Here is a 23673-nt window from a genome sequence, read left to right as displayed (position 1 = left end):
ATGAAATCAGGCAATCCTATTCTCCTGGCGATGGCCGCCCTGCTCGTGCTTTCAGCGTGCGGCAGCAAGAAAGAGGAAGACAAGGAAAAGCCGCCTGAGTCTGTCCAGAAGCTGTACAATGAGGCGATGGATCAGCTTCAGGAACATGACTACAAGGAAGCCATCAAGACATTTGAAGAACTGGAGCGTCAGCACAGCTATTCCCCTTGGGCTTTGCGGGCTGAAATCATGGCGTCCTATGCTGCTTACCGCAGCCAGCAGTATGACAGCGCAATCACGGATCTGGACCGTTTCGTTAAACAACACCCTGATAATGCCGAAACGCCTTATGCTTTCTATCTGAAAGCCATGTGCTTCTATGTGCAGATTACGGATGTAGGCCGCGACCAGAGCGTTACCGCTGATGCACAACAGGCTCTGACCGAAGTCGTCAAACGTTTCCCTGACAGTGAGTATGCGCGCGATGCCCGTATCAAGCTTGACCTTGTGAAGGACCACCTTGCAGGCAAGGAAATGGAAATCGGGCGTTATTATGAACAGCATCAGGAATATCTTGCTGCGATCAACCGTTTCCGCATTGTTGTCGAAAAATACCAGACCACAAGTCACACTCCTGAAGCATTGCACAGGCTGGTGGAATGTTACCTGAAACTCGGCGTGAAAGACCAGGCAAACCGCTATGCGGCCGTGCTCGGTTATAATTATCCCGGCAGTGCATGGTATAAAGACAGCTACGCTGTCATGAGCGATAAACCGCTGCCACATGAAGCAGAAGGCAAAGGCCTGGTAGATAAGATCCTGCACCTGCCGTTCAGCGGCTCGGAATAGGCATCGGCGATGTCGTTTTTCAATCATCATATTTTCTGCTGCACGAATCGCCGTGTTCCCGGCCATACGCGCGGATGCTGCGCTGAGAAAGATGCGGAAGCTTTGCGTGACTATATGAAAGCGCGTGTGAAAGAGCTGGGCATTGAGCAGACGCGCGTCAATAATGCAGGCTGCCTGGACCGCTGCGAACTTGGCCCCTGCATGGTGATCTATCCGGAAGGCGTCTGGTATAGCTGCAAGACGAAGGAAGATATCGACGAGGTTATCCGCGAGCATCTGCAAAACGGCAGGGTCGTCGAAAGATTAGCGATATAACTCGCTGTATTTAAGCCGCGAAGCGTTCACCGCTTTCTTTGCATTCAGGCGATGCCAGTTTTACGAAAATATCCGTCACTGCATCCGGTTCCGGCAACGTCATCGGGTCTTCACCCGGCATTGCATGCGCGCGCATCTTAGTGCGCACTACGCCTGGATCGACCAGATTCACTTTCACATTGGTCTGCGTCACTTCGGCTGCATAGGTTTCCACCAGTGTCTCCAGCCCCGCCTTGCTGACCGCATAAGGCCCCCAGTAAGCAGATGCTTTGGGGCGTTGCGTTGTGCCGCTGGTGACAAATATCGCCCGCCCGGCTTCAGAGCGGCGCAGTAATGGATCGCAAATACGTATAAGCCGCCAGTTTGCGGTCAGATTCACAGCGATCACCCTATCCCACATGGAAGCTTCGGCATGGGTTAACGGAGTTAGCTCACCCAGCGTTCCCGCATTACCCACAAGAATATCGAGCTTGCCGAAACGTTCTGCAATCGCCACACCGAGATGGTCTATCTTGTCATGTTCCGCCAGATCCAGCGGCACGAGCGTGGCTTTTCCGCCCGCTTTGGTAATCGCATCGTCCACGGCTTCCAGCCCGCCGACGGTACGCGCCGCCAGAATAACATGCGCGCCTTCCGCCGCAAGCCGCTTGGCCACTGCCGCGCCAATCCCGCGCGAAGCCCCTGTGACCAGGGCGATTTTACCTTCAAGATGCTTTTCCATGAGCTGTGAACCAATCAGATTAATAAATTTGGGCCGATATTAGTTAAAATATCCGTCCCGGCAACCGTAAGTTATTCATAGGCGCAGAATTCCAGCAAATTCCCTTCAGGATCATGGAGATAGCATATCCGTTTGCGCTTTGCGCTGCTATCGAACTTCACTTGTGCAATAGGCACATCGTGTACGGGACTGGTCTTTATTCCCTTTTCCTTACAGCGCTCTACCATTGCACTCACATCCGCGACGCGAAATGCGATATGGCGGATGCCACGGCTATTGGAGATGCCTATATTCTGCGGTGTTTCGCCTACCGGGTTCAGATACTGGATCAGTTCCAGATTGCTACCCGTAAACCCGCGCAGGAATACAACTTTTGCCCTTACCTGCTGCAGCCCGACAACGTCATCCACCCAGTCTCCCTCGATGAAGGCGTCCTTGTACAATTCAAGCCCGATGACATCCCGGTAAAACGCAGCCATTGCTTCTATATCGCCGACTACGATATTCACATGATCGATCGCTGTTGTTATGTTACTTGCCGTTTCTCGCATAGTTAATTCACTATTCTATAATTTAGCTCATACCAAGGAAAACCCAGCCAGCCTGCGTGTGTTCTTAATATCACCTGGCTGTGATTGAGTCTGATAGTTTCATATATCGTGCGATTAACTCGAAACGGCTCTTGATTGCTTATATAAAATGGCAGCGGTGAAGAAAATGGAACAACCACATTGAAACTGTAACTGGTATCACCCCATTTATCCGTATGCATATTTTTATCGGCAATAGGCAATATCATTATTTGGGGCGTGGAGCGATCCATAACACGATTCAATAGCATGATGACTATAATCGCACTGCCAATGGGGTATATTAGTTTAGATAAAGCCTCACGATTTGTTTCTGTTTTCTCTGTTATGCCATCAGGCATAGCTGTCACCGCAGCTTTGTCTGAAAATATACACCGTATGAGGTATGAGGACAATATGCAAAACACTGTGGAAGCCGCTCCGACAATCAACAATGTTTCCATTCCATAAAATGTTTTGGTTCCGCCTGCAAAGGCAAATACTACGGCTAAGAATAACAAAGGCCGCGCTTTTTTTAAGCGACTGGCAGCCGTATCGCCCTGCTCAGCTGCCACTGCTTATATCTCCGAGAACCCGCCGAACAGGTCGCCGTTATGGTTCTGGCCGAGGCTGTTCTTGTAATCCGTGAGTTCGATCGGATAATCGCCAGTGAAACAGGCATCACAGAATTGCGGTGCGCCGCTATCGCGCTTGGCTTCGCCCATGGCACGGTATAAGCCATCGAGCGAGATAAAGGCAAGACTATCCGCCCCGATCAGCTTGCACATCTCTTCTACATTATGCTGGGCGGCAAGCAGTTGCGAACGTTCCGGCGTATCCACACCGTAATAGCAGGAATGCGTGGTCGGCGGGCTCGCAATACGCATATGCACTTCCGTTGCCCCGGCGTCACGCACCATGCTGACGATCTTGCGGGACGTGGTGCCGCGCACGATGCTGTCATCGACAAGCACGACACGTTTGCCCTTGATCATGGCCTGATTGGCGTTGTGTTTGAGCTTTACGCCTAAGTGACGCACATGGTCTGTCGGCTCAATGAACGTACGGCCGACATAATGGTTGCGGATAATGCCCAGTTCAAAAGGAATACCGGAAGCAGCCGCATAACCGATGCTCGCTGGCACGCCGGAATCCGGCACGGGCACGACAAGGTCAGCCTCCACCGGCAGTTCGCGCGCCAGTTCCGCGCCGATATGCTTGCGGACTTCATAAACGTTGCGATTGTTGAGATAGCTGTCCGGTCTTGCGAAGTAGATATATTCAAAGATGCAGAAACGCTCTTTATGCGGCGTAAACGGCTTCAAGCTGTGAATGCCATCCCCGCTGATAATGATAATTTCACCCGGCTCCACGTCACGTACAAGTTCCGCGCCGATAATGTCCAGCGCACAGGTTTCAGACGCCAGCACGTAAGCGTTATCCAGCTTGCCGAGCACCAGCGGACGCACGCCGAGAGGGTCACGCACGCCCATGATTGCCTTGTCCGTCAGGCAGACCAGAGAGTAAGCGCCTTCAATCTGCTTGAGCGCGTCGATCAGGCGGTCTTCAATCGAGGTCGCCGTGGAAAGCGCCATCAGATGGATGATCACTTCCGTATCCGACGTTGCCTGGAAAAGGCTGCCGCGCTTGATCAGATTGCGGCGCAGCTGCGTGGCATTCGTCAGGTTGCCGTTATGCGCGATTGCAAGGCCGCCGAAGCTGAATTCCGCAAATAGCGGCTGCACATTACGCAACAGTGTTTCCCCGGTCGTGGAGTAACGCGTATGACCAATGGCCATGTGGCCTTTCAGCTTATCGATCGTGGAGGCGGAGCTGAAGTTATCGCTGATGAGACCCAGTGCCCGGTGCGTGAAGAACTGCCTGCCGTCGAAGCTGACGATGCCTGCCGCTTCCTGCCCGCGGTGCTGCAGCGCATGCAGCCCTAACGCTGTGTGTGCCGCCGCATGCACGGTTTCCGGAGAGTTACCGAAAATACCGAAAACACCGCACTCTTCATGCAGCCTGTCGTCATCAAAAGGATTCGTTGTGATGTTGTCCATACTACTTACTGTTGCTACTCGTTACTACCTGATCGCGTTGTTAAGATTCGGGTGAAAATCATGCTTCGTATCCGGCGCAGGATAATTTTGCGGATTATTGGCATGATCGGCCTGCGCTTTCATTGCCTGTTCGATATCCATCATATATTCCGGCGCGGCACTGACTAAAATATCCGCTCCCTGTTTCAGGAAAGGCTTTGTGATCGACGTTTTCAGCCATTGCGGCTCTTCCGGCCCTTTGGGCGTCACGGCGGAAATTGCGATATAGGCGAAGGAAACGATGAAGATGCCGCGCAACAGGCCGAACATCAGGCCTAAGAAATTGTCCAGCAGGCCAACTTCAAGTCCGGTTTTAGCATAACGTAAAATGATGGAGTTGACGATGGAAATCGAAATCAGGGCCACGAAATAGGTGATAAGCGCGCCGGCACCAGCGGCTACTTTGATATTCTTCACATAGTGGCGCATCATCTCGTCCGAATGCGGGAAGAGATAGATCGTAATCACCGCCGCGCCGACCCAGGCACCGAAGGACAGAATTTCCCTCAGGAATCCGCGGAAAAATGCAATAATGGCAGAAAGCCCAACCACTGCCAGAATAATTATATCAAACGTATTGATGCTCAAATGCACGTTCACATCGGTCATACATTTCCCTTTCGTGCGGCAGCCGCCCCGTTGCCTGTTTCGTCTCCTGCTTCCGCCAGCTCCGGCATACGTGTCTGCGATCTATCCCTATTCGGGCGAGATTGACGGAAGAATGACAGGAGCTCTTGTACATGATGCAACCCCTCATTGCCAATAGCCAATTTTCCCGATTTGATCACGGGGGTAATGGAGGTCTTAAACCCTAGTTTTTCCGACTCTTTCAGGCGCGCTTCGCTGCGGCCGACCTGGCGCACTTCACCGGAAAGACCGATTTCGCCGAAAATAACGGCCCCGTCCGGCACGGGAATATTCGTCAAAGCCGATAAAAGCGCCGCCGCCACCGCCAGATCCGCCGCCGGTTCATTCACTTTCAGACCGCCTGCTACGTTAAGATATACTTCCTTATCGTGCATGACCACTCCGCAGCGCGTTTCCAGCACCGCCAGAATCATGGCGAGACGAGCACTATCCCATCCCACCACTGCACGCCTTGGCGTTGCCAGCGGGCTTGCCGCCACCAGCGCCTGAATTTCCACCAATAACGGTCTTGAGCCTTCCATAGCCGCAAGCACCGCCGCTCCACTCACCTGCCCCTGCCGCTCGGACAGGAACAAAGCAGAAGGATTACTGACTTCTTCCAGCCCCTTATCCGTCATCGCGAATACGCCGATTTCGTCCGTGCCGCCGAAACGGTTCTTCACCGCACGCAGGATTCGGAACTGATGGCCGCGCTCGCCCTCGAAATACAGCACCGTATCCACCATATGCTCCAGCACGCGCGGCCCTGCGATTTGCCCGTCCTTCGTTACATGGCCGACGATGAAAAGCACCATATCGCGGCGTTTGGCGAGCTTGATAAGCTCAAGCGATGCCGCGCGCACCTGCGTCACCGTGCCCGGTGCGGATTCAATGTTATCCAGAAACATGGTCTGGATGGAGTCGATCACCGCCACATCCGGTGCGTTCGGCCCGTCGAGCGAGCTGATAATGTCACGCACATTCGTTGCCGCCGCAAGTTCTACATTTGGCTGCAGAAGGCCGAGCCGGGAAGCGCGCAGGCGCACCTGCGCTATGGATTCCTCACCGGAGATATAGGCCGTCCTGCGGCCCGATTTCGCCAGAGCGCTTACTGCCTGCAGCAACAAAGTGGATTTGCCGATGCCCGGGTCACCGCCGATCAAAATCGCGGAACCGGCCACGAGTCCGCCGCCCAGCATCCTGTCCATCTCACCGATGCCCGTGGCAATGCGCGGCGGCTGCTCCATACTGCCGACTAAGCTTTCAAACTGGATTTTGCGGCCTTTGCCGACACCGAGCCCCTTGGGAGTAATTTCCGCTGCCTGTTCCTGAACAATGCTGTTCCACTCGCCGCACGCTTCGCATTTGCCCGCCCATTTGGTATAAGACGCCCCGCAGGACTGGCAGACGAAATGACTAGAGGATTTGGCCATGTATTTTCAATGCAATATGGGTGTTGCGCTAGACTATACAGTTTTATACGCGATTGATCAAATCTTCTCCAGCAGGGCGGCAAAAAATCCGTCCATGCCGCCGGAGTCTGCCCAGAAAGACGGCAAAGTACGTACCATTCCCTGCTCATTCACACATTCTGCAGGTACGCCTGTGGCCGGAACCAGCCTAAAATCCGGATGCGTGGACAGGAAATGCTCGATCTGGCGCTCCCCCTCTTCGGGCTGCAGCGAGCAGACGCAGTACACAAGCCTTCCGCCTTTGCCGAGCCAGCCGGAAACGCGGTTCAGCATTTTGCGCTGAATGCCCATGAGTTCGGTTACGTCTTCAGGCTTTTTATGCCATGCCGCTTCCGGGTGGCGGCGTAATGTGCCCGTGGCCGAGCAAGGGGCGTCCAGCAAAATGGCATCGGGTGTAAAAGGCGGTTTCCAGCGCAAGATATCGGACTCTGCTATTTCTACTTCTAATTTAAGGCGTTGCATGTTTTCCTGCAAAAGCTGCAACCGCCGTTTCGACTGGTCTACCGCCAGCACTTGTGCTCCTGCTGCGGCTAATTGCGCGGTCTTACCGCCGGGAGCCGCACATAAATCCAGCACCTTCTTTCCCGCCATATCCCCGAGTAGCTTAGCGGGCAATGAAGCTGCGGCATCCTGCACCCACCATGCACCGTCCGCATATGCGGCAAGCACATCTACCCTGCCCGCCTGTGTGAGCCGTACGGAGCCTGTGGGTAGTACCACACCGCCCAATTTTTCTGCCCATATTTCGGCATCTTTCTTCACGGTGATATCGAGCGGCGGCGGGGATTCCAGCGGGAGGGCGAGTTTGTGTGCCGCTTCCTCGCCATATGCCTGGCTCCAGGCGTTAAACAACCACTCCGGCACGCTGAGAAGCGCCGCATCCTGCTGCGCAATGATGCTTTCACCCTCGCCTGCCACGCGCTTCAGAACCACGTTCACAAGTCCTTTCATGCGCTCATGCCCAAACTCAGCCACCGTATCCACCATTGCATGCACGGCTGCATGGACGGGCGTTTTGAGCCAGATAATCTGCGCGACACCCAGCCGCAGCGCGTGCATCACCTCGTTGCCCTTGCCGTGCAGCGGCTTTTCAAGCATTGCGGCCAGCAGCGCGTCTATCTGCCCGAGGCGGCGCAGCACGGTCATTATCATCAGGCGCGCGAAATTACGGTCACGCTCGGAAAGCACCTGCAGCCCTGCATGGCGTGCCACAGCCTCATCAAACGGGCGCTTGCGGTCCAGTATCTCGGACAACAGCTCAACCGCACAAAAGCGGGCTGAATTTTCTTTTGCAGACATAGCCTTGTTCATAATAACATTGTATAATTCGCTGCCGTAAGGTAGATGGATAACTATAGCAGTAGGATTAGGCAACGTTATTTTATGTTCTGGCCGGACGTTATAGCCCTTAAGGAGTTCTACAATTCGGCGCTTGGCCGCATTACAGGGCGGCATATCGGCACCTGCATCAGACAATTCTGGTCGGATACCACAGATTGTACGGTGCTGGGAATCGGCTTTACCCTGCCCTATCTGCAGCATTTCACCGCCAATAACCGCTGCACCTTCTCCCTCATGCCTGCCGGTCAGGGCGTAATCCACTGGGCACCGAATAACCTCAATCTTTCGCTGCTGGCGGATGAAACCGAGCTTCCTTTCCCTGATAACAGCATTCAACGCGTGTTGATCGTCCATGCGCTGGAAAACAGCGAAAACACCAAGCAACTCATGGCGGAAATCTGGCGCGTGCTGGCTCCCACAGGCAGGCTGCTTGCCGTCGTTCCGAACCGACGCGGTATCTGGGCGCGTTCGCTGCAAAGCCCGTTCGCCCACGGCCAGCCTTTTACACACTGGCAGTTGCGCCAACTATTCGCCAAGCATTCCTTTACACCGGTCAGTATCGGCTCTGCCTTGTTCTTTCCGCCCAGCAACCGGCAATACATATTGCGCAGCGCCGGATTCTGCGAGCAAGTGGGAAGGAATTTCTTTCCCGGATTCGGCGGCGTGCTGATCATGGAAGCGGAAAAGCAAATTTATGCTCCGGCAATACAGAAGGCGATGCGTTCCCCTAAGATGACTTATATTCCTGCGGTACAGCCCATATGAACGATTTGCAATCCGTCACCGGGCGCACCTGGCGCGAACGCCCTTTCGATCCACGCACCGCAATGGCCATCTCGCAGCAGCTTGGCCTGCCGGAGATTGTAGGAAGAATTCTTGCCAGCCGCGGCATTGCTCCGCATGAGGCCGAAGGCTTCCTGCAGCCAACACTGCGTGCATTTCTGCCTGATCCGTTTCATTTAAAAGACATGGACAAGGCCGCGCGGCGCGTGGCGGAAGAGATAATATTATCTAAGGGGGCGAGTGCATCGCCTTCCTCTATCGCTATCTTCGGCGATTACGATGTGGACGGGGCTACCTCCAGCGCACTGCTGGTGCGGTATTTTCGTATGCTCGGGATTGAGCCGCTCGTGCATATCCCCGACCGTATTAAGGAGGGCTATGGTCCTAATGCTGCAGCATTGCTGGCCTTAAAAGAAAAAGGTGCAAGACTTGTTATTACAGTGGATTGCGGAACGCTTTCTTTTGAGCCACTGGCAGAGGCAAAAAAAGCAGGACTGGATGTCGTTGTTATCGACCATCACAAAGGCGAAGCGAAAATGCCGGAGTGCTATGCTCTCGTCAATCCGAACCGTTATGACGAGACCAGTCCCCATACACAGCTTGCAGCCTGCGGCGTAGTATTTTTGCTGCTGGTAGCGGTGAATAAAGTATTAAAGGAAATGGGGGGCACGCTACCTCTTCCCGATCTCATGCAGCTACTGGACATCGTAGCGCTTGGCACCATCTGCGACGTTGTTCCGCTTACCGGTCCTAACCGTGCATTCGTGACGCAGGGTCTAAAGATCATGAGCAGGCGTAATAACCCCGGCATCAATGCAGCGATGGATGTTGGGCGACTGACCGAGGCTCCCACTGCCTATCATGCCGGATTCGTGATCGGCCCGCGCATCAATGCGGGAGGGCGTGTCGGCAAACCGGACCTTGGCGTGCGACTTCTCTCCACCGATGATGTTCTGGAAGCACGCGCTATTGCGGCGGAACTGGATGCATTCAATGCGGAGCGCAAAGCGATCGAAGCACTCGTGCAGGAAGAAGCGATGCAGGATGCGATCACCTTGCCGGAATCAGATGCAGTTATTGTAGTTGGGCGCGCGAGCTGGCATCCCGGTGTGATCGGCATTGTGGCGGGCAGGCTGAAAGAACATTTCGGCAAACCCACGGCGGTCATTGCATTGAAAGACGGCGTCGGCAAGGCATCCGCGCGCTCTATTCCAGGAATCGATCTGGGCGCAGCCGTCATTTCGGCAAACCAGGCGGGGCTACTGCTCGGTGGGGGCGGTCATGCGATGGCAGCGGGGTTCTCCGTTGCTGAAGATGGTATTCAAGCCTTACGCGAATTTTTTAATCAGAGACTTGCTTCCAAAGTGGCCGAATTGGCGCGTGAGAAAATCCTGCATTATGACGGGCATGTGAGCCTGCAGGGTATTACGCCGGATCTCGTACAGATGATCGAGCGAGCCGGCCCATTCGGCGCGGGCAACCATTCCGTGCGCCTGCTGCTGCCAAAGGTCAGGGCGGTACGTGTGGATATCATCGGCGACGGGCATGTGCGCGCAATATTAGTGGATGCAGAAGCCGGCTCCACTTCTTCAGGATTAAAATGCATGGCATTCAGAAGCGCCGATACTCCCATCGGCCAGACATTGCTGAATGCACGCGGAAAGCCGCTGCATGTTGCCGGGCAGGTTAAAATCAATCTCTGGCAAGGAAGGCAAAGCGTCGATTTCTATATCGACGACGTCGCTTGTTAACCAACATTGCAAATAATTAATGTGACGGTAAAACTGTCATAATGAAAGCGTTGTATGATGGGTTGCAAGTTAAATGAAAGTCAGGGTTTTGGGTTGTCCTTTAAACCGCATTTAGCCGCTTACGTAATCTAACAGGAGACAATACAATGAATAAACTTCTCGCCACTGTTGCCGCTGCTGCAATCCTTTCCGCTTCCGCTGCTTTCGCTCAGGAAGCTGCTGCTCCGGCTGCTGCTCCCGCTACCGAAGCTGCTGCTCCGGCTGCTGACGCTGCTCCGGCTGCTAAATCCGAAGCTCCGAAAGCTAAGAAGCACGCTAAGAAGCACAAAGCTTCCAAGAAGCACAGCAAGAAGCACAAAGCTGAAGACGCTGCTGCTCCGGCTGCTGAGGCTCCGGCAAAGTAATCTTGCCTTAAGTCAGGTATAAAGAGATCCGCACCAGTTTTTCTGGTGCGGATTTTTTTTGCCGGGTATAATCGATCTGCCGGAAGTATAATGATGAGATAATGAATATTTTAGGTAATGCATCATGCGCATACTGATAGTGGAAGACGATAAGAGTAATGCTGAATATGTCCGCGACGGGCTGATCGAATCCGGTCATAACGTGGATGTGGCTTATGACGGCATGGATGGACTTTACCTTGCGACCGAGCAGAAATATGACGCGCTGGTCGTAGACAGGATGCTTCCCAAGCTCGACGGGCTTGCATTGATCCAGGCATTGCGTTCTTCCGGCAATAAAACACCGGTGCTTGTGCTGAGTTCCCTTGCCAAAGTGGAAGAGCGCGTGAAGGGACTACGTTCCGGCGGCGATGATTATCTCGTCAAGCCATTTGCCTTCTCCGAACTGCTGGCAAGATTGGAAACATTAACGCGGCGTGGTGACCCTGCGCAGGCACAGAACGGCACCCTGCAGGTGGGCGATCTGGTGATGAACCTGATCAGCCATACGGTCACGCGCAGCGGAAAGGTTATTCCCCTGCAGAATCGTGAATTCAAATTGCTTGAATTTCTCATGCGCCATGCGGACCAGGTGGTCACGCGCACGATGTTGCTGGAAGGCGTGTGGGACTTCTATTTTAACCCGCAGACTAATCTCATTGATGCTCAGGTCAGCAAACTGCGCCAGAAAATCGACAAAGGATTTGATAAGTCCCTGATCCATACGATTCGCGGCGCAGGATACAAGCTTAGCACAAATATGTAATAATTGCAGTAACTTACCCTTGTAACAAATCTTTCACTACCGAACCGCTTTTTGCCCATGCTACTATGCCTAGGTTGTATTGGTGTGGTTTTCGTTCCATCGCGTATTGTGGTTCGTTGCTCCCGCCAATTGCGGCGTGAGTACCATGCCCGTATGACAACCGCAGTACAGCATTGAGGAAGGGACCAGCCCTTCCCAGTCCCCGAGGAGGACCTATGCTGGCACAGCTAATCGCAGAGAAGGTGGCCCGGCAGCGACGCGCTGGGCGGCCGTTCTTCGCTCCGCAGGACGCCGTCGTGTTCGTCGTGGGTGGGATCGTGGTGTGGGTCGCCCACAGCCCCGACCCGGTCGCACAGCACGTCCGCCGGACCGCTTCCACCGCCCGGAACGCGGCTTCCGCGGGTCTGACGGCGTTTGTCACGGCCTGGAAGGCGCAGACCACCGACGCGGTCGACGCCGAGATCAAGGACGTCCCTGCAAACAGCGCCGCTCCCGGAGTCACCGGAGGCGGTTGCACGCAGTAACACACTGCGTGCTGAGCTGAACTGAACCAGGCGGCCGTTCGTGAAGGAAGAAGTTTTTCCTTTTGTGCCCGATGCACCACGAACGGCCGCTGCAGCTCTATCTTCTATTATTCCTTACGCATTCGCCCCGCCATCGACATTCAACGTCGCGCCCGTGATGAAGCTCGCATCCGGTCCGGCAAAAAATGAAACCGCTGCGGCAATCTCCTCAGGTCTGCCATAACGCCCCAGAGCTGTCATTGCACGCTGCGAGTCCGCATGGTCGCTGTCTTCCGGATTCATATCGGTTGCAATCGGCCCAGGCTGCACGGCATTAACGAGAATACCCTTTGCTCCAAGGTCCTTCGCCCAGCTGCGTGTGAAACCTGTGACTGCAAATTTCGACGCGTTATAGACGCCGAATGCTGGCATGATTGCACGTTCGCCAAGAATCGAGCTGATATTGACGATACGGCTACCGGATTTCAAATGGGGTACGACTTCGTTAGTCAAAGCAAATACCGCCTCCACATTCACGCTGAACACTTTGTTATATTGCTCCAGCGTGATTTCACCGATCAGACCACCTTCCGCGACACCTGCATTATTGACGAGGATGTCGATGCTGCTGTAATCCTTCAGCACATTCTGCACAAGCGCTGAAAGTGCTTTAGCGTCGGCAGCATCCGCGCGGTAGGCTTTCGCTTTCGCACCTGTTGCCGTCAGTTCTTTTACAAGCGATTCCGCTTCGGCGGCAGACTTGCCATAGGTGAACGCAACCTGCGCCCCATCCCTTGCCAGCCGCCTGACAATCGCTGCACCAATGCCGCGTGAACCGCCTGTAACGAGTGCAGTTTTTCCTGAAAGTGTTTTGCTCATAACCTTCTCCTTTTTATTATCGTTGTTATTAATGTTGTGCAGCGGAACCGGCAGGCACATCGATCACGATCACTTCCGCATCGCTTTGCGCAATAATGGAAAGTTCTTTCTCGTCCGTGACTTCCGCACCGTCACCCTGCTGCAGTGTCTTGCCGTTCAGCGTGATGCTGCCGATGGATGCCAGCACATAGGCCTGATGGCGGATCGTTTGCGTGACTTGTGTGCCTTTCAGCAGGCGGCCACCGTAAATCGCCGCATCCTGATAGATCATCAGCGCATCGCTTCCGGCATGTTGTGCCTGCCCGGAGACGAGCACTTTCAGGCTGCCCTGCACGGGTTCTTTCGGAAACTGCTGGCTTTCCCAGCGCGGTGTCACATCGCGACGGTTCGGCTGGATCCATATCTGGTATAGCGTCGTGTCTTCCGGCTCCAGATTATATTCGGAGTGAAAGACTCCCGTGCCAGCACTCATGACCTGAACATCACCCGCCTCTGTGCGGCCTTCATTGCCCATACTGTCGCGATGCGAGATAGCCCCCTTGCGCACATAGGTAATGATTTCCATATTATCGTGCGGATGAGTGCCAAAACCCATGCCGGCCTGAACGCGGTCGTCATTGATCACGCGCAATGTGCCGAAGCCGACTCTTTGTGGGTTCCAGTAACGTGCGAAGCTGAAATGATGCCTTGCGTCCAGCCAGCCGTGATCGGCGTGGCCCAGCGCATTATAAGGATATACTTTAATCATAATATGTCTCCTTTCGTGTGGTGAATAAGGCCATCTTAACTCTTTCCTAAAAAATGATAATATAATAATATTGCACTATATTAGTAATTTTTAGTTATTAATTAATATGGATTGCGTTCAGACGCTAAAGCGTCTTGGGCGCCACGTGAGGCTCACGCTCCCGCTTGGTCGCTAGTCGTCGCTGCGCTCCTCCCTCCGAGGAAATTAACTTGAGGATAGAAATATGCCTACCATCGGACGTACGGAAATCTTTGTAGAAGTGGCGCGGCGGCAAAGCTTTGCTAAGGCCGCCAAGGCGCTGGGCATTACCGGTCCCGCTGCGAGCAAACAGGTCATGGCGCTGGAAGCGGAACTCGGCGTAAAACTGCTGCACCGTACGACACGTCTCGTTACGCTTACGGACGAGGGCCATATTTATTATGAGAGCGCACGGCTTGCGCTTGAGCAGATGCAGGATGCCGCCGAGCAATTGCGCAATATGCGTATGGCACCGCAAGGCGCGTTAAAAATCAGCGCACCGGTTTCCTTCAGCCTGGTGCACCTGCTGCCTGTGCTTTCCGGTTTTGCCAAGAAATATCCGGATATCACGCTGGAAATCGTGCTGGATGATAAGATGATCGACGTGCTGGCGGAAGGGTTCGACATTGCCATCCGTGTCGGCGCACCGACGGATTCCTCGCTTATCTGCCGTCATCTGGCCGCCTGTCCGCCTCACCCTATTGTTGCATCACCAGCTTACCTTGAGCAACATGGTTTGCCAGAAACGCCTGCTGATCTCAAGCAACACCGCATGATCGCCTACACCAACCAAGGCGGCACGGCGCAATGGCATTACCGCACACCGCAAGGACGAACCGGCATGTTCCGCTATACGGGGGCATTCCGCTCCAACAACGCCAGCATGATGCTGCAGGCAGCTTTGGATGGCGTCGGTATTGCCATATTGCCGATGTTCTGCGTGGCGACACACCTTCAGGCTGGTCAGCTCGTGCAGTTACTGCCGGATTATGAAACCCTGCCGCAACGCCATATCTGCGCACTCATGCCGCCTAACCGTTATCGTCTGGCCAAGGTAAACCTCTTACTGGACTGGATTGCGCAGTCCTGCAAGGCCATGCCTCTGGATATTTAGAATAAGGGGGGAACGCTTCCCCCATTCCGGCTCCGCCGGAATCCCCCCGCGAGGTCGTCGTATAGAACTCCTCCGCGTACCCTCGCTTCTTTCGTGTTACTTATTGCTTGCTGCTTGCCACCAGCCTCGCCGCCCGCTAAATATTGTAAATCATGCTGACCCGCAAGCTTTTCAACTCAACTATCCTGCGCCTGACCCTGCTTTACGCGGCGTTTTTCAGTATTTCGATCATTTTCATCCTGACCTTTGTTTATTTCGCCACCGTGCGCGAGATTGAGAACCAGATCACGCACCGTATCAACGTTCAGCTCAATCAGGCGCAGAGCATTTACCATGCAGGCGGGCTGGATGCGCTGAAGAAGGCCACCAGCGAATTTCTGGAAGAGGATGATGACGGGCTTTCCATTTACCTGCTCGTGGATAATCAGGGCAAGCAGCTTGTGGGCAATATGGAAGCCTGGCCGCAGGAGGTGGAATATTCCGATAACTGGATGATGTTTTACATCGAATCCCAGGTGGAGGCAGGCGGCATTCATGTGCTGGCGCGCGAGCGCACTTTCCCAGGGGGTTACCGCCTTCTCGTCGGTTACAGTCTCAAAGGCCCCGACCGAACGCGCAAGATCATGTTTGACGTCGTCTCGGCCAGCATCGTGCTCGCCTTCATTATCACGGCCTTCGGCGGCGCGATGTTTTCCGGCGTTATCCGCAAGAAACTCGAAGGGGTGAACCAGATCTGCCGTCAGGTGATCGGCGGCAATCTCGATGTGAAAGTGCCGGTCACCGGCAGCGGCGATGAATTCGATCATCTGGCCGATAATGTTAACGGGATGCTTACGCGTATCGCCGAGCTCGTCAACGGCCTGAAACAGGCTTCGGATAATATCGCGCACGATCTGCGCACACCGCTTAACCGCCACCGCATCCGCCTGGACGGTATCCTTACGCATGACCTGCCCGTTCCCAAGATGCGCGAGAATGTGAAAGCGGGCATCGAAGAGGTGGATATGATCGTGGAAACGCTCAATTCCATCCTGCGTATTTCACAGGCGCAGTCCGGCGTGGCGAGCGGGCATTTCGTCACATTCGATCTCTCGCTTGTGGTGGAAAACGTTATCGATTTTTACGGCGATCTCGCCGAACAGAAGCATATTACTTTGGACAGCACGATTCCTCCCGGCATCTCCGCCACCGGCGATAAACCGCTGATCACGCAAGCGATCGCCAATTTGATCGACAATGCGATTAAATACACGCCCAAGAACGGCAAGGTCAGCGTGACGCTGCGCGTGAACGAACAATATGTGGAATGCATCGTTGCCGATAACGGCACCGGCATCCCTCCGCATCTATACGACAAGGTCAAGGAACGTTTCTTCCGCATGGAAGCAAGCCGCACCTCCGCAGGCACCGGGCTCGGCTTAAGCCTCGTGGATGCCGTGGCCAAGCTGCATCGTGGCGAGCTTATTTTTGAAGACAATGCGCCGGGGCTTAAAGCGACTTTCAAATTTATGCTTTTGTCGTTGTAGTAATGGAGCGACGGTATCCAGTATATTACACTGGTGGTTGTACCATACCGGTTAATTATATTGTATAATAAACTGTCTGAATTTATAGTAAGACTATCAAATAATTGATATTTTCGCTTGGTTATTATGCAATATCGCAACTCCGGCTTCACTCTCATCGAAGTTTCTATTGTTCTGGTTATTATAGGACTGATTGTGGGAGGAATACTGGCAGGACAGGATTTAATCAATACTGCTGCAATTCGTGCGCAGATAAGCCAGATTGAGAAATACAATACCGCTGTCCATGCATTTCAAAATAAGTATGGGGGATTGCCCGGGGATTTATCCAATACTCTTGCAAATCAATTCGGATTTGTTACCACCAGTTGCAATGCTAGTTTGGGCCAACGCGATGGAAATGGAATCATTGACGGGTATTGGTCCGGCGGTCCTGTTTATACGACAGAGCAAGGTGAAGCTGTGTTATTCTGGTCTGATTTAAATATGGCAGGCCTCATTGGAGACGTATCTCCCAATAACTCTGCTGGCATTTTTACTGTTCAGTGCGGCGCCCCGAGCACTGCGTTATCTCTTACCGCTGGAACTTATTATATCGGTAATTTTTTACCTGTCGCTAAGATAGGCAATGGTAACTTCGTTTATGTATACGATAGTAATACTGTTGATAACGGGATCGATAATAACAATTGGTTTGGTATTTCCGCGGTTACATCCGTACCGACAAACGGCAGTATGCTCACCAATCCTGGAATGTCGGTAACGCAAGCCTACCGAATTGATCAAAAAACAGACGATGGCTTCCCTCTTAAAGGAAACGTGAGAACAGGTTATCTAACGGGAGAATGGGTTCAACATTCTCCGGATGCTGCAAGTGATAGCACTACAACATGCTATAACTGGACTACAAACACCTATTCTATCAGTATCAATCAGGGAACAGGTATAAACTGTGCACTCTCTATGAGACTGCAGTAATAGAAATTACTGCTGGAATATAGTTGTAACCTCTCCGCCAAGATTAGTGTTGCTGATCACACCGTAGGTATTTAATCGTTGCTCTACAGCGTCAAAACAGGGTTCTGCATAACAAAATGGCGGTATCCATGCCTGCCTTGAATTATGTGTAATCTCATCAGTCTGCTGCTTTATTCCGGTTTTGGCCTCAAAATCGCTTTTATCATCCATTCCCTTCAGTACTACTTTTGCCACGCGACCAATCGCATTATTTCCTCTGCTTGCTTCATTGATATTATTTGCTCTAGCAAAAGCCGCTATCATTGAAAGCGGTAACAGAGCATACTGGTGATAACTAAATGCTCTGGTCTTGCGTGCTAACTCATTGGGTAGATATCCGTCTTTATCTACCTGAGTAGTAAAGTAATCATATGTTTTAAGCGACCAATCGAACATGTCCTGCCTGTTGAGCACGACCGAAGTGGCCATTACCGCCCATGCAGCCCAGTAATAATGGTTATTGATCTTGTGCGAGGAAGATGAATCTATGTTCCAGTCGGACATCACCTGTTCACCTAATCGTCCTAACCATGCTTCTATCTTTTTATTCTGCTCAGGGTAGGCCTGTAATGGCTCAGAACGTGAAAATTCCAGGCGAAGATAGGCACCGCTTAGGCTTCCCAGTGCCCATTTCCTTACCGCTTTTCCCATGTAATCATTCGTAGGTTGCTCCAGAGCATGCGCATCGCTCCATGCTGCCATCCAGGAAAGTATACATTCTAATCTTTGTGGGTCGCCCTGCTTCATATATTTATTCGTCATCACCACAATCCCTTTTTCAAGATCATCAACGGCTTTGGTTGACTCTTGATATTCAGCAAAGGCTTGAGGGTTCAGTTGATCCTGGGAAGGGCCGGAACCTTGATACTTACTTGTAAAAGCCAAAGTGCCAGTAAAAGGAGGGGGCGGTGTTTCACAAGTAAAGGATTCTCTTTTTTTCTCGATAACCGGTTGGTAGTAGCCTGGAGGGGGATGCAAGGAATCTGCGTAAGCTTGTACGGAGAAGAAAGGTAACGCTATCAAGAAATACAAAAAACGCATATTGCCGCCTGCTGAGCCATATATTCTCCATAATATACGGAACAAAATTGATATTCAACAAAAGCGAACTAGCAGATTAAGGTTATGCATGAAGGCCTTTGCCCCTAAAAAGCGCCACCTTACCGTGTCTTTGAACATCCACCTCTTTGAAATGCTTTTCCAATATGAATTTCAGCTCCTGCATTGTGTCGGCCTGATTGCCGAAAATGCCTTTTTGGTTATAGATTTTCATCAGTTTTTTGCCGAACCGATTATGGTTTGCCTCTTCCCCCAGAATGGTTGCGCCATAGAGGATTCCGCTCGGAGAAAGTTTCTGTTTCAGGTTGGCGATTGCTTTTTCCTTTTCGCTGAACTTGCCCGGCAGGCAGTGCAGCAGATAGAACAGGGAAATGGAATCGAACTCTATCTGTTGCGGCAAAGGCTGCATGATATCATGCTGAACGCGCTGCGTCTTCATATGCGGGATGCGTGCACCGGCGGCTTCAAGGCTATTACGGTTCAGGTCCAGTAATGTGATCTCCGCATGGGCCGGAAATTCCGTATTCGCGGGATAGAACCCTGTCCCTACGCCCACATCCAGATGCCGGGTGCTGGTATGACGGGCGAAAAACGGCAGCAATATCTGATGCGTCGGGCATTCCCAAGCGAAGCGGTTGGAAACACCGAGCACCCACCAGTCGTAAAGCTTTAGAATCAGCGGTGTGTAGATTGCCGAGCTTTTCTGCGCATGATGAGCTGAAGCCATGAGAAATACATCCCTGTTGATATTGTATTAAGCGGCACGCAGTAAAGCATAACCGCTTCCCCGCGAACAGAGCGAAATGGTGGGTATCGTCTCGATGATGGGCTTTAACCCCTCCAGCCCTGCAGGCTTGGTGATATAGCCTTTCGCACCCAGTTTCTTCGCATTGTTTACGTCCTTACCGTAATCGGATGTGGTGCACATGACAACGGGTATACGATGCAGTTCCTCTTCTTTCTGCATGTGCTCAAGCAGCTCGAACCCATTCATGCCCGGCATATTGATATCCAGCAGCACCAGATCCACCGACTCATTCTTTTCCTGATTTGCATGCATGGCGGCAATCGCTTCCTGCCCATCATGCGCCACAATCAACTTACATTGCAGCCCTGCTTCTTCAATCAGCATGATACGCGCAAGTTCAATATCCGCTTCGTTATCTTCGACCAGCAGGACATTGGCAAGAGGGAGTTCACCGGTTTTCGCAGGCCCGTTCTGGGTTGCTTTATCCTGTGCAGCCGATTGACTCGCTGCCGCAGAGGCAGGCTTGGATATGGTAAATAAAAATGTTGTGCCCTTGCCTAGCTCAGATTCACAGCGGATTTCTCCTCCGTGCGATTCCACCACTTTCTTGCAGATCGCGAGCCCCATGCCCATTCCCTGCTCTTTGTTATGCGAGAATTTCCGGAACGGTTCAAAGATCTTCCTGCTGAGCTCGCTGCTGATGCCGGGGCCATTATCGCTCACCAGGAATTGCCAGTTTCCTTCATGTTCTTTCACGCTGACATGTATTTTGGGAGTCGTCTGCGCATGATAAATGGCATTGGCAATCAGATTCTGCAGCACCTGAATCAACTGCATCCGGTTCGCGTACACTTCAGGCAGATTGTCGCTGGTCACCACAGCGCCACGTTCGCGGATAAGCTCGCTGAGATTCTGTTTTGTCTCTTCAAGCACAGTGTTGGCATCGCACATTTCCCTTGAAACCTGTGCATTATCCAGCTGCGTATAAAGAAATACCGTATCGATTAACGCGTGCATGCGCTTCGCCGCTTTCTGGACGTAATCGAAATGCACTTTTCCTTTTTCCGAGAAATTCTCGTGCGCTTTCATCACGTCCAGAAAAGAGCGGATGGTTCTTACCGGTTCTTTTAAATCATGCGCAAGCGCATGCGCGAATATTTCCAGCGACGCACGCTGTTCATGAATGCGTTTATGCAGGACGCAGCGCTCAATGGCGCTCTCTATGACGCGTTGCAGGGATTCCGGTGTGATGTTCGCCTTGGCAATATAATTCTGCGCCCCTTCCTGAATGGCGCTTACGGCCACCTCCTCATTCCCCTGCCCCGTCAGCATGACGACCGGCACAAAAGGAAACTGGCTGCGGACCTGTTTTAATACTTCAATGCCGTTATGGCCGGGGAGTGAGTAATCCAGCAGGATACAGGCGGGCAAACCGGATGACAGGCTTTGTATCCCCTCCATGCCATTTTCCGCTTCCGATACGGCATATCTTTGCTCAGCAATTTTCTGCAGAGTGCGCTTGTAGAACATGCGATCATCTTCGCTGTCATCGATGATCAGTATTGCGGTCTGTTCACTCATGCATTCCCTCCTTCGGCAGCAAGGCTATTTCAAACCAGTATTCCTTGAGCTGTTTTAACGCATCTATGAGCCCGTCAAAATCGACCGGTTTCTGGATGTAGGTATTGGCCCCCAGATCATAGCATGCCGTTACATCACGCTCATCGTCAGACGTGGTCAGAATCACCACAGGAATATGTCTCAGTGATTTATGTTGCTTGATAGTCTCAAGCGTTTTTCGACCATCCATGCCGGGCATGTTCAAATCCAGCAGAATGAGGCCCGGTTTTGCATTGCTTTCGTCTCTCAGATAGGCAAGCGCTTCCTCGCCGGAATAAGCATGCACGATGGGATTATGCAGATTCGCCTTGGTGAAGGCGCGGCGCGTTGCGTCGTAATCATCTTCGCTATCCTCCACGATCAGAATAGGTTGCGACTTACTCACCGGCTTTCCGACTGTCATGTTGCCCTCCTAAAGTGAAATAAAATGTGGTGCATTCCTTACCTTCAGATGCGATCCAGATTCGGCCATTATGACGTTCCACGATTTTCTTGACGAAAGTGAGGCCAACGCCTGTTCCCTCCGTCTTTGCATTCTTACTGCTCTGCAGGCGCTTGAATATCCTGAAAACCTCTTCGTGGAATTCGGGAGCAATTCCTCTTCCGTCATCCTTTACATAAAAGACGTTGTGCAGCATGGTCCCATCCGTATAAGGATGCGCTTCCAGGAATCCTATTTCAACATGTTTTTCCGGCCTGTCATTATACTTTACAGCGTTGATGATCAGGTTGCGGAATAGCTCAGTTACACGCGTCTTATCGCAAATGATGGCAGGCAGCGGGAACGGTATGATGATATGCGCGTTATGCTCTGCCATAAACACGTCCAGCGTGTTTTCAATATCATGAATCACGGCATTGATATCGGCCTTACCGATCGCCAGATCCTGACGCCCCAGACGTGAAAAATACAGCAGGTCGTTTACCAGCTTTTCCATACGCTGGCTGAGATAGGTCAGACGGTCCAGACGCGCTGTGCTGTCGGGATCCAGCTTATCCTGATTGTCTTCCAGCAGGAACCGTGCGTGATTATGTATGCCGCGCAGGGGTTCCTTAAGGTCATGCGAGGCGATGTAGGCAAAATCGTCCAGCTCTTTATTACTGCGCTCCAGCGCCCTTGTATAATGCAGCAGCTTGGTTTCAGCTTCCTTGCGAGCCGTAATGTCGCGGATCATACCCACAAACGCTTTTTCACCCCCGGCCTGAAACATGTTGATTCCCAGTTCCATGGGAAAAATTGTTCCATCCTTGCGTTTGGCTGTGACTTCCCGCCCGATTCCAATGATCTTGGCCGTACCGGTGCGCAGGTAATTGGAAATATAGGAATCGTGCTCGGTGTGATAAGGCTCAGGCATCAGGATCTTTACATTCTGCCCCATTACCTCTTCGGCCTTATAACCGAATATCCGTTCGGCCGACGCATTGAATCCCTGAATGAGGCCCCTGCTGTTTATGATAATGAGCCCATCCAATACCGTATCGAATACGCTTTGCAGACGGGCAGTGCCATATTTGATTTCTTCAATATTGCTCTGGACTGCCTGCAATACCTGCGTCAGTTTTCCTATTTCATCATGGGTGTTGGCGGCATGCGGTACGGATACCGTTTCGCCTTTCGTTGTTCTGACCAGTGCGGACACTATCGCGTTGATGGGATAAATAACACGATGATTCACCACGCGGAAGCTGTATAAGGACAGCGCCAGAACAAACAGGAGAAATACGGAATCCATCATAATTCTATGACGCGCTTCGGCTTCCAGCCCGGTCATATATCGCCCGCTTTGCCGCAATGCTTCATCCTTCAGCGCATACAATGAATCCGTTGTCTGTGTTGCAAGTTCCAGCCAGAAGATGATGCTGATCGGATAGGAAGCCCCATGACCGCCGGCACGTGGTATGAAGAACATATCCCTGGTCATATTATAAAGCATGAAATAATGGCTGCGCGCATCTTTAAGATAAGGAGTAATGGCAGGCGTTAAACTTCCCTGATCGGCCAGTGTGGCGCTGATTCTCCAACCGAGATCCACCGCCCCCTGCCATTGCAGCAACGCTGCCTGCTCGGACGCCTGCGGATCGGCATTTTCCGCTATCAGCCGTCCAATCACAGAACGTTCCCTGCCGGAATATTCCATGATAATGCCCAGCACATGCTTGAGGCGCACATGTAATGTTACCAGCGGGTCGATATCGCTGAAGTGGCCCGCAAAATCCATCCATAAATTTTGTGTCTGCAGAATCAGGGAAGTTGCCTGCTCAAACCATTGCGGCGACAGCGCATGGTCTCGCTCTTTTGGGGGCAAGGACAGAGCCGTATCTATTTTCTTGCGCAGCTCCTGCAGTTTTAAGAATTGCTCTGCAGTCTGCTGCAGCTGTTCAGCCTGACCGGGAAAATGGTATTGCCCTATTACTTCCAATACTTTCAGTAACTTCTCATCCGCTTGCTTACGGACAAGAGTCAGCCTGGGTGTAAGATCAGCAACACTACCTTTATCCTGTGTGTAGAGCAGCGAATAGGCTATGTCACGCTCCTCTGCAAGCTTCTCAGTGGCATCAAATATCTGGTCGCTTATGACCATGGCACGTTTCAAAGTCTGAATCCTGTCCAGACGCTGCCATTGCATATAAATTCCATGCGCGGCAAATAACACGATGAGTAAGGCCAGCGTACTGATCGTTGCCAGCAAAATGGTCCGGATGGAGGGTTGTTCCATACGCATGGG

At 52.4% G+C, this 23673-nt stretch carries 24 protein-coding genes; 10 read left to right on the top strand and 14 right to left on the bottom strand.

Annotated elements, in window-relative coordinates; translation table 11 throughout:
- Both VFT64_05180 and VFT64_05175 read left to right on the top strand, forming a co-directional pair.
- Entirely contained in the window at window positions 1-828 is an 828-nt protein-coding gene (locus tag VFT64_05180; GenBank protein HEU5047221.1) for an outer membrane protein assembly factor BamD, read from the top strand.
- A 9-nt stretch (window positions 829-837) separates the two neighbouring features.
- A complete protein-coding gene (locus VFT64_05175) occupies window positions 838-1143 on the top strand; it encodes a (2Fe-2S) ferredoxin domain-containing protein (protein ID HEU5047220.1) in 306 nt (101 codons plus the stop codon).
- 10 nt (window positions 1144-1153) lie between these two features.
- Here the strand turns inward: VFT64_05175 and VFT64_05170 are convergent, their stop codons facing one another.
- The 7 genes from VFT64_05170 to VFT64_05140 all read right to left on the bottom strand — a co-directional run bounded on the left by VFT64_05170 (window position 1154) and on the right by VFT64_05140 (window position 7930).
- Window positions 1154-1864 carry an SDR family NAD(P)-dependent oxidoreductase gene (locus tag VFT64_05170; GenBank protein ID HEU5047219.1) on the bottom strand — a complete coding sequence of 237 codons (711 nt, stop codon included), beginning with the start codon at window positions 1862-1864 and terminating at the stop codon, window positions 1154-1156.
- Between the two features lie 71 nt (window positions 1865-1935).
- Complete coding sequence (locus VFT64_05165) at window positions 1936-2415, bottom strand: VOC family protein (GenBank protein HEU5047218.1); 480 nt, start codon at window positions 2413-2415, stop codon at window positions 1936-1938.
- A gap of 2 nt (window positions 2416-2417) precedes the next feature.
- On the bottom strand, window positions 2418-3008 hold the full coding sequence (locus tag VFT64_05160) for a hypothetical protein (GenBank protein ID HEU5047217.1): 591 nt from the start codon (window positions 3006-3008) through the stop codon (window positions 2418-2420).
- A gap of 3 nt (window positions 3009-3011) precedes the next feature.
- Window positions 3012-4493, bottom strand: a complete 1482-nt coding sequence (purF, locus tag VFT64_05155; protein HEU5047216.1) for an amidophosphoribosyltransferase — start codon at window positions 4491-4493, stop codon at window positions 3012-3014.
- A 24-nt stretch (window positions 4494-4517) separates the two neighbouring features.
- A complete protein-coding gene (locus tag VFT64_05150; protein ID HEU5047215.1) occupies window positions 4518-5141 on the bottom strand; it encodes a CvpA family protein in 624 nt (207 codons plus the stop codon).
- Window positions 5138-6592, bottom strand: coding sequence for a DNA repair protein RadA (gene radA, locus VFT64_05145; protein HEU5047214.1), 1455 nt, complete (start codon window positions 6590-6592; stop codon window positions 5138-5140). Before radA ends, VFT64_05150 begins: the two co-directional genes overlap by 4 nt.
- A 57-nt stretch (window positions 6593-6649) precedes the next feature.
- Complete coding sequence (locus VFT64_05140; protein HEU5047213.1) at window positions 6650-7930, bottom strand: transcription antitermination factor NusB; 1281 nt, start codon at window positions 7928-7930, stop codon at window positions 6650-6652.
- Between the two features lie 84 nt (window positions 7931-8014).
- Between VFT64_05140 and VFT64_05135 the strand changes: the two genes are divergently transcribed.
- The 5 genes from VFT64_05135 (at window position 8015) to VFT64_05115 (ending at window position 12239) form a co-directional block, all read left to right on the top strand.
- Entirely contained in the window at window positions 8015-8737 is a 723-nt protein-coding gene (locus tag VFT64_05135; protein ID HEU5047212.1) for a class I SAM-dependent methyltransferase, read from the top strand.
- On the top strand, window positions 8734-10506 hold the full coding sequence (gene recJ / locus VFT64_05130) for a single-stranded-DNA-specific exonuclease RecJ (protein HEU5047211.1): 1773 nt from the start codon (window positions 8734-8736) through the stop codon (window positions 10504-10506). Before VFT64_05135 ends, recJ begins: the two co-directional genes overlap by 4 nt.
- A gap of 146 nt (window positions 10507-10652) precedes the next feature.
- Window positions 10653-10910, top strand: coding sequence for a hypothetical protein (locus tag VFT64_05125; protein HEU5047210.1), 258 nt, complete (start codon window positions 10653-10655; stop codon window positions 10908-10910).
- Window positions 10911-11034: 124 nt separating this feature from the next.
- Window positions 11035-11715 (top strand): response regulator transcription factor, encoded by a 681-nt coding sequence (locus tag VFT64_05120; GenBank protein HEU5047209.1) that lies wholly within the window; start codon window positions 11035-11037, stop codon window positions 11713-11715.
- Window positions 11716-11930: 215 nt separating this feature from the next.
- Window positions 11931-12239, top strand: coding sequence for a hypothetical protein (locus VFT64_05115; protein HEU5047208.1), 309 nt, complete (start codon window positions 11931-11933; stop codon window positions 12237-12239).
- Window positions 12240-12353: 114 nt separating this feature from the next.
- On the opposite strand, the gene VFT64_05110 is transcribed toward VFT64_05115, so the two are convergent.
- Window positions 12354-13097, bottom strand: coding sequence for a 3-oxoacyl-ACP reductase family protein (locus VFT64_05110; protein HEU5047207.1), 744 nt, complete (start codon window positions 13095-13097; stop codon window positions 12354-12356).
- A gap of 28 nt (window positions 13098-13125) precedes the next feature.
- Window positions 13126-13845, bottom strand: a complete 720-nt coding sequence (locus VFT64_05105; protein ID HEU5047206.1) for a pirin family protein — start codon at window positions 13843-13845, stop codon at window positions 13126-13128.
- Window positions 13846-14068: 223 nt separating this feature from the next.
- On the opposite strand from VFT64_05105, the gene VFT64_05100 reads away from it, so the two are divergent.
- From VFT64_05100 to VFT64_05090, 3 genes are all read left to right on the top strand, one after another.
- Window positions 14069-14977: a LysR family transcriptional regulator gene (locus VFT64_05100; GenBank protein HEU5047205.1), complete on the top strand. Its 909-nt coding sequence runs from the start codon at window positions 14069-14071 to the stop codon at window positions 14975-14977.
- 152 nt (window positions 14978-15129) lie between these two features.
- Complete coding sequence (locus tag VFT64_05095; GenBank protein HEU5047204.1) at window positions 15130-16503, top strand: ATP-binding protein; 1374 nt, start codon at window positions 15130-15132, stop codon at window positions 16501-16503.
- Window positions 16504-16629: 126 nt separating this feature from the next.
- A complete protein-coding gene (locus tag VFT64_05090; GenBank protein HEU5047203.1) occupies window positions 16630-17481 on the top strand; it encodes a prepilin-type N-terminal cleavage/methylation domain-containing protein in 852 nt (283 codons plus the stop codon).
- Window positions 17482-17487: 6 nt separating this feature from the next.
- On the opposite strand, the gene VFT64_05085 is transcribed toward VFT64_05090, so the two are convergent.
- From VFT64_05085 to VFT64_05065, 5 genes are all read right to left on the bottom strand, one after another.
- Window positions 17488-18561 carry a mannuronate-specific alginate lyase gene (locus VFT64_05085; GenBank protein HEU5047202.1) on the bottom strand — a complete coding sequence of 358 codons (1074 nt, stop codon included), beginning with the start codon at window positions 18559-18561 and terminating at the stop codon, window positions 17488-17490.
- Window positions 18562-18643: 82 nt separating this feature from the next.
- Window positions 18644-19306, bottom strand: coding sequence for a methyltransferase domain-containing protein (locus tag VFT64_05080; GenBank protein ID HEU5047201.1), 663 nt, complete (start codon window positions 19304-19306; stop codon window positions 18644-18646).
- Window positions 19307-19333: 27 nt separating this feature from the next.
- Window positions 19334-20908 carry a response regulator gene (locus tag VFT64_05075; protein HEU5047200.1) on the bottom strand — a complete coding sequence of 525 codons (1575 nt, stop codon included), beginning with the start codon at window positions 20906-20908 and terminating at the stop codon, window positions 19334-19336.
- Window positions 20901-21350, bottom strand: a complete 450-nt coding sequence (locus tag VFT64_05070; protein ID HEU5047199.1) for a response regulator — start codon at window positions 21348-21350, stop codon at window positions 20901-20903. Before VFT64_05070 ends, VFT64_05075 begins: the two co-directional genes overlap by 8 nt.
- A complete protein-coding gene (locus tag VFT64_05065) occupies window positions 21325-23670 on the bottom strand; it encodes a PAS domain S-box protein (GenBank protein HEU5047198.1) in 2346 nt (781 codons plus the stop codon). The genes VFT64_05070 and VFT64_05065 overlap by 26 nt, the downstream gene beginning before the upstream one ends.
- Window positions 23671-23673 lie beyond the last annotated feature (3 nt).

The sequence above is a fragment of the Rickettsiales bacterium genome (assembly GCA_035765535.1).
Lineage (GTDB): Bacteria > Pseudomonadota > Alphaproteobacteria > Rickettsiales > JABCZZ01 > JABCZZ01.
This window is presented reverse-complemented; position numbering and strand designations above follow the sequence as displayed.